At 73.2% G+C, this 7,707-nt stretch carries 1 protein-coding gene; it reads left to right on the forward strand.

Features of this window, described 5'->3' with window-relative positions:
• Nucleotides 1–83 precede the first annotated feature (83 nt).
• Nucleotides 84–7,707, forward strand: a 7,624-nt coding sequence (locus VT50_RS08540) for a type I polyketide synthase (protein ID WP_143645194.1), incomplete at its 3' end; no start/stop codon positions are given.

A 7,707-nucleotide genomic window follows, 5' to 3' on the forward strand; every position in this document is an offset into this window, starting at 1 on the left:
CCGCCTGGAATGACCGCCTGAAGTGACCGTAACCGGCGCGAAGTGACAAGGCCTTCCGGATTCCTCGAGAGGGAAACGCACGTATGAATGAGGAAAAGCTCCGCTACTTTCTCAAGCGGGTGACCGCCGACCTGCATGAGACCCGGCGCCGCCTGCAGGAGGTGGAGTCGGAGGACCAGGAGCCCATCGCGATCGTCGGCATGAGCTGCCGCTACCCGGGCGGGGTCAGCTCGCCCGAGGACCTGTGGCGGCTGGTGTCCGAGGGCGGGGACGGCATTTCCGAGTTCCCCACCGACCGCGGCTGGGACATCGGGCGGCTCTTCGACGACGATCCGGACGGCGCGGGCACGAGCTATGTCAGGGAGGGCGGTTTCCTCCACGACGCCAACTACTTCGACCCGGCGTTCTTCGGCATCAATCCGCGCGAGGCGCTGGCGATGGACCCCCAGCAGCGGCTGCTGCTGGAGACCACCTGGGAGGTGTTCGAGCGGGCGGGCATCGACGCCACCTCCGTGCGCGGCACCCGTACCGGTGTCTTCGCGGGCGTCATGTACCACGACTACGCCTCGCGGCTGCGCGCCGTGCCGCCCGGTGTCGAGGGCTACCTCGGCACCGGCGGCTCCAGCAGCATCGCCTCCGGCCGGGTGGCGTACACCTTCGGCCTGGAGGGGCCCGCGCTCACCGTCGACACGGCGTGCTCCTCGTCGCTGGTGACCCTGCACCTGGCGATGCAGGCGCTGCGCAACGGCGAGTGCTCGCTGGCGCTCGCGGGCGGTGTCACCGTGATGGCGACGCCCGGTACGTTCACCGAGTTCAGCCGCCAGCGCGGGCTGTCCTTCGACGGCCGCTGCAAGTCCTTCGCGGCGTCGGCGGACGGCACCGGCTGGTCCGAGGGCGCGGGCATGCTGCTGGTCGAGCGGCTGTCGGACGCGCGCCGCCACGGCCACAACGTGCTGGCCGTCGTCCGGGGTTCGGCGATCAACCAGGACGGCGCGTCCAACGGTCTGACCGCGCCCAACGGCCCGTCCCAGCAGCGGGTCATCCGCCAGGCGCTCGCCAGCGCCCGGCTGACCGCCGACCAGATCGACGTGGTCGAGGCCCACGGCACGGGCACCACCCTCGGCGACCCCATCGAGGCCCAGGCGCTGCTCGCCACGTACGGCAAGGAGAAGCCCGCCGAACGGCCGCTGCTGCTCGGCTCCATCAAGTCCAACGTCGGCCACACCCAGGCCGCCGCCGGTGTCGCCGGGATCATCAAGATGGTCAAGGCCATCGAGCACGGCTACGTGCCCAAGTCCCTGCACATCGACGAGCCGTCGCCGCACATCGACTGGTCGGCCGGGGCCGTCTCGCTGCTGACCGAGGGCCGTCCGTGGCCGGAGACCGGCCGTCCGCGCCGCGCCGCCGTGTCGTCGTTCGGCATCAGCGGCACCAACGCCCACCTGATCATCGAAGAGCCCCCGGCCGAGGACCCTGAGGGCGAGGAGGCCCCCGCCGAGGGCACGGCGACGCCCGCCGAGGGCACGGCGACGCCCGCCGAGGAGACGGCGACGCCCGCCGAGGAGACGGCCGCGCCCCGCACCCTCCCCCTCCTGCCGTGGCTGATCTCCGCCAAGGGCGAGCACGCCCTCCGCGCCCAGGCCGCCCGGCTCCACGCCCACGTGGCCGAACGCCCCGAGCTGGACCCGGTGTCCCTCGGCCACTCCCTGGCCACCACCCGCGCCGCCCTGGAGAACCGCGCCGCCGTCATCGCCGGTGACCGCGCCACCTTCCTCGACCGCCTCGCCGCGCTCGCCTCCGGTGAGCCCGCCGCCGGAGTGGTCCAGGGCGTGGAGACCCGTGGCAAGCTGGCGTTCCTCTTCACCGGCCAGGGCAGCCAGCGGCTCGGCATGGGCCGCGAGCTGTACGAGACGTACCCGGCGTTCGCGGAGGCGCTGGACGCGGTGTGCGCCGCGCTCGACCCGCGCCTCGAACGCCCCCTGAAGGACGTGCTGTTCGGGGACGACGCCGCCGCGCTGGACCGGACCGGCTTCACCCAGCCCGCGCTGTTCGCGATCGAGGTGGCACTCTTCCGCCTCGTCGAGTCCTGGGGCCTGAAGCCGGACGTGGTCTCCGGACACTCCATAGGCGAGATCGCCGCCGCACATGTCGCCGGGGTGCTCTCGCTCGACGCCGCCGCCCTGCTGGTGGCGGCCCGTGGCCGGCTGATGCAGCGGCTGCCGGGCGGTGGTGCGATGATCGCCGTCCAGGCGTCCGAGGACGAGGTGGCGCCGCTGCTGACCGAGCGGGTGAGCATCGCCGCCATCAACGGTCCGACGTCGGTGGTCATCGCGGGCGATGAGGACGCGGCTGTCGCGATCGCTTCCGGTTTCGAGGCCCAGGGCCGTAAGACCAAGCGGCTCACCGTCAGCCACGCGTTCCACTCGCCGCTGATGGACCCGATGCTTGAGCCGTTCCGCAAGGTCGCGGAGAGCCTGACGTACCAGGCCCCGAAGATCCCGGTGGTCTCCCACCTCAGCGGCGGCATCGCACCCGCCACGGAGATCGCCACCGCGGACTTCTGGGTCCGCCACGTCCGCGAGGCCGTGCGCTTCCTCGACGGCATGCGTGCGATGGAGGCGCAGGGCGTCACCAGCTACCTCGAACTCGGCCCGGACGGTGTGCTGTCCGCGCTCGGCCAGGAGTGCCTGGCGGGCGAGTCCGAGCAGGTGGCGTTCGTCCCCGTCCTGCGGTCCGGACGCCCCGAGGCCGAGACCCTGACCACCGCCCTGGCCACCCTGCACACCCGGGGCACGGCCCCCGACTGGGCGGCGTACTACGCGGGCACCGGCGCCGGGCGCGTCGAGCTGCCCACGTACGCCTTCCAGCGCGAGCACTACTGGCTGGACGCGGGCACCGCCTACGGCGACGTCTCCTCGGTCGGCCTCGGCACCGCCGACCACCCGCTGCTCGGCGCGGCCGTCTCCCTGGCCGACGCGGAGGGCTTCCTCTTCACCGGGCGGCTCGCGCTGGACACCCATCCCTGGCTGGCCGACCACGCCGTCATGGGCGCGGTGCTGCTGCCCGGCACCGCGTTCGTGGAACTGGCGGTACGCGCCGGTGAGCAGGCCGGATGCGATCTGGTGGAGGAGCTGACCCTGGAGGCCCCGCTGATCCTGCCCGAACGGGGCGGGGTCCAGCTCCAGATCGCCGTGGGCGCCCAGGACGACACCGGCCGCCGCACCCTCGCCCTCCACTCCCGCCCTGATGAGGCCGGAGACGACGAGCCATGGCTGAGGCACGCCGCGGGCACCTTGGCGGCGGGCGCGGCGGAGGGCGCGTTCGACCTGTCCGCCTGGCCGCCCGCAGGGGCGGAGCGCATCGACACCGACGGCCTGTACGAGGGCCTGGCCGAGGCGGGCTTCGGCTACGGCCCGGTCTTCCAGGGCCTGCGCGCCGCCTGGCGCGGCGACGGCGAGGTCTACGCGGAGGTCGCCCTCCCCGAGGACGCCGAACCCGGCGCCGCCCTCTTCGGCCTCCACCCGGCCCTGCTGGACGCCGTCCTGCACACCATCGGCCTCAGCGACCTGACCGAGAACCCGGGCCAGGGCGGACTACCCTTCTCCTGGACCGGCGTCCGGGTCCACTCGGTGGGCGCCGACGCCGTACGCGTCCGCCTGTCGTCAGCCGGAAACGGCACGGTGTCCCTCCAGCTCGCGGACGTCACGGGCACTCCGGTGGCCACGGTGGACCGCCTGGCGCTGCGCACGGTATCTCCGGACCAGCTGGGCGCCTCCCGCCCCGGCGGCGCGTCCGACGCCCTGTTCCGGGTGGACTGGGCCCAGGTCCCGACGCCGTCCGAGCCGGTGTCCACGGCCCGCTGGGCGGCCCTGGGCACGGACACACTGGGCCTGACCACATACGCGGACCTGGCGGCGCTGGCCGAGGCCGTCGATTCCGGAACGGCGCTGCCGGAGTACGTAGTGGTGACGTCTCCAGCCCTTCGGACGCCCGAGGACGGGGATCCGGTCGCGGAGCCTTCGGTCGATGTGGCATCTCCAGCCCGTCCGGCGCTTGAGGACCGGAGTCCAGGGGCGGAGCCTTCGGTCGATGCGGCACTTCAAGCCCGTCCGGCGTTTGAGGACCGGGGCCTTGGGGCGGAGCCCCAAGTTTCGGGAAGGGGCGGGCTAGGGGAAGACCCCCCGCAAGCCGCACACGACGCCACCACCCAAGCCCTCGCCCTCCTCCAAACCTGGCTGGCCGACAACCGCTTCGCGGACTCGTGCCTGGTGGTCGTCACCTCCACGGCCGACCCGGCCCACGCCGCCGTCCGCGGCCTGGCCCGCTCCGCCCAGTCGGAGAACCCGGGCCGTCTGGTCCTGGTCGAAACCGACGCGGACACCTCGTTGAAGGCCCTGGCGACGGCCGTCGCAACCGGCGAACCCCAGGTGGCCGTGCGCAACGGTGAGATCCGGGCGCCGAGGCTCGCGCGGGCAGTCGTGGCCGCCGACCAGGAGACCCCCGAGTGGAACCCCAACGGCACCGTCCTGGTCACCGGTGCGTCCGGCACCCTGGGCGCGCTCTTCGCGCGCCACGTGGTGGCCGAGCACGGCGTACGCCACCTGCTCCTGCTCAGCCGCCGAGGCGAAACCGCCCCCGGAGCTGCCGAACTCACCACTGAACTGGCCGAGTTGGGTGCAGAAGCCCGTTGGGCGGCCTGTGACGCGGCGGACCGGCAGGCGCTCACCGAGGCCATCGCGTCCATCCCGGCCGAGTACCCCCTCACCGCCGTGATCCACACGGCGGGCGTGCTGGACGACGGCGTGATCGGCTCCCTCACCCCCGATCGCCTGACCACCGTCCTCCGCCCGAAGGCGGACGCGGCGTGGAACCTCCACGAGCTGACCCAGGATGCGGACCTGTCCGCGTTCGTCCTGTTCAGCTCGGCCGCAGGCGTCTTCGGTGGTGCCGGACAGGGCAACTACGCCGCGGCCAATGCCTTCCTGGACGCCCTCGCCCAGCACCGCCGCGCCAACGGCCTGCCCGCCACCTCCCTCGCCTGGGGCCTGTGGTCCGAGCCCGGAGGCATGGCCGGAGACCTGGACGAGGCGGAACTCGCCCGCCTCCAGCGCGCTGGCATCGCGCCCATCACCGCCGACCAGGGACGTGAACTCTTCGACCTGGCGCACGCCACGGACAACGCACTGCTCGTGCCGATGCCGCTCGACCTGACCGCCCTCCGGGCACAGGCAGGCGTCGGCATGCTGCCGCCACTCTTCCGCGGACTGGTCCGCGTCCCCCCGCGCCGCGCCGCCCAATCCACCGCCGCGGCCGCGAAGGACGGCGCACTCGCCCGGCAACTGGCCGGGGCGGCGTCCGACGCCGAGGCCGAGGCCATCGTCCTCGACCTGGTCCGTACGCAGGTGGCGGCCGTGCTCGGCTACGCCGGGCCGGAAGCGGTCGAGCCCCAGCGCGCGTTCAGCGAGGTCGGCTTCGACTCGCTCACCGCCGTGGAGCTGCGCAACCGCCTGACCGCCGTCAGCGGTGTCCGGCTCCCCGCCACCCTGATCTTCGACTACCCGACCCCCGCCGCCCTCGCCGCGTATCTGCGGGCCGAGGCCCAGGGCGGCCAGGAGGACGCGGCCGCCCCCGTGGCCGCCGCCACCGCACACGACGGCGACCCGATCGCCATCGTGGCGATGAGCTGCCGGTTCCCCGGCGGGGTGACCTCGCCCGAGGACCTGTGGAAGCTGGTGGTCGAGGACACCGACGCCATCACCGACATGCCCACCGATCGCGGCTGGGACATCGAGTCGCTGTACGACGACGACCCCGACCAGCAGGGCACCAGCTACGCCCGCAACGGCGGATTCCTGCACGACGCCCACCACTTCGACCCCGTCTTCTTCGGGATCTCGCCGCGCGAGGCGCTGGCGATGGACCCGCAGCAGCGGCTGTTGCTGGAGACCACCTGGGAGGCGTTCGAGCGGGCCGGGATCGACCCGGCGGCGGTGCGCGGCAGCAGGACCGGTGTCTACACCGGCGTCATGTACAACGACTACGGCACTCTGCTGCACCGCGCCCCCGACGGCCTCGAGGGCTACATGGGCACCGCCAGCTCCGGAAGCGTCGCCTCGGGCCGGGTGTCGTACACCTTCGGGCTCGAGGGCCCGGCCGTCACCGTGGACACGGCGTGCTCATCTTCGCTGGTCACCCTGCATATGGCGGTGCAGGCGCTGCGCAACGGCGAATGCTCGCTCGCCCTCGCGGGCGGTGTCACCGTCATGGCCACCCCCGGCACCTTCGTGGCCTTCAGCAAGCAGCGCGGCCTTGCGACCGACGGCCGCTGCAAGCCCTTCGCGGCCGGGGCCGACGGCACGGCCTGGGGCGAGGGCGTGGGCATGCTGCTGGTGGAGCGGCTGTCGGACGCGCGGAAGAACGGCCACCCGGTGCTGGCGATCGTCCGTGGCTCGGCGATCAACCAGGACGGCGCGTCCAATGGCCTCACCGCGCCCAACGGTCCGTCCCAGCAGCGCGTGATCCGCCAGGCGCTGGCCAACGCCCGGCTGTCCCCTGCCGAGGTGGACGTCGTCGAAGCACATGGCACCGGTACGACGCTGGGCGACCCGATCGAGGCTCAGGCGCTGCTCGCCACCTACGGCCAGGAGCATACCGAGGACGAACCGCTCTGGCTTGGCTCGGTGAAGTCCAACTTCGGCCACACCCAGGCCGCCGCCGGTGTCGCCGGGATCATCAAGATGGTCAAGGCCATCGAGCACGGTGTGCTGCCCAGGACCCTGCATGTGGACGAGCCGTCCCCGCACGTGGACTGGTCGGCGGGCGCGGTGTCACTGCTCACCGAGCGGGCCGAGTGGCCGGAGACCGGCCGTCCGCGCCGGGCCGCGGTGTCCTCGTTCGGCATCAGCGGCACCAACGCCCACACCATCATCGAACAGGCCCCGGCGGAGAAGCCCGAGGCCGCCACCGCGCCCGAGCCCCGCGCACTGCCGTGGATGCTCTCCGGCAGGAGCGAGACGGCGCTGAGCGCCCAGGCCGAGCGGCTGCTGGCCCACCTCGACGCCCATCCGTCCCTGCGCCCGGCCGACGTCGGCTACTCCCTGGCCACCACCCGCGCCGTCCACGACCAGCGCGCGGTGCTGGTCGGCGCGGACCGCGAGGACGTCACCCGCGCCCTGACGGCACTCGCCCGCGGTGAGGCGGCGGCCCAGCTGGTGCAGGGCACCGGGACGGCGGGCAAGACGGCGTTCGTGTTCCCGGGGCAGGGGTCGCAGTGGGCCGGGATGGCGGTGGGGCTGATGGACGCCTCGCCCGTCTTCGCCGCGCGGATCGAGGAGTGTGCGGCGGCGCTGGCGGAGTTCACCGACTGGTCGTTGGTGGAGGTGTTGCGCGGTGCGGAGGGCGCGCCGTCGTTGGAGCGGGTGGATGTGGTCCAGCCGGTGCTGTGGGCGGTGATGGTGTCGCTGGCGGAGCTGTGGCGCTCGCTGGGTGTCGTGCCCGCCGCGGTGATCGGTCACTCGCAGGGTGAGATCGCCGCCGCGTGTGTGGCGGGGATCCTGTCGCTGAAGGATGCCGCCCGTGTGGTGGCGTTGCGCAGTCAGGCCATCGGCCGGGTGCTCGCGGGCAAGGGTGGCATGGTGTCGGTGGCGCTCCCGGTGGCGGAGGTGCGCGAACGCATCACACCGTGGGGCGAGGGGCGGATCTCCATCG

This window comes from Streptomyces antioxidans, from assembly GCF_000968685.2.
Classification (GTDB): domain Bacteria; phylum Actinomycetota; class Actinomycetes; order Streptomycetales; family Streptomycetaceae; genus Streptomyces; species Streptomyces antioxidans.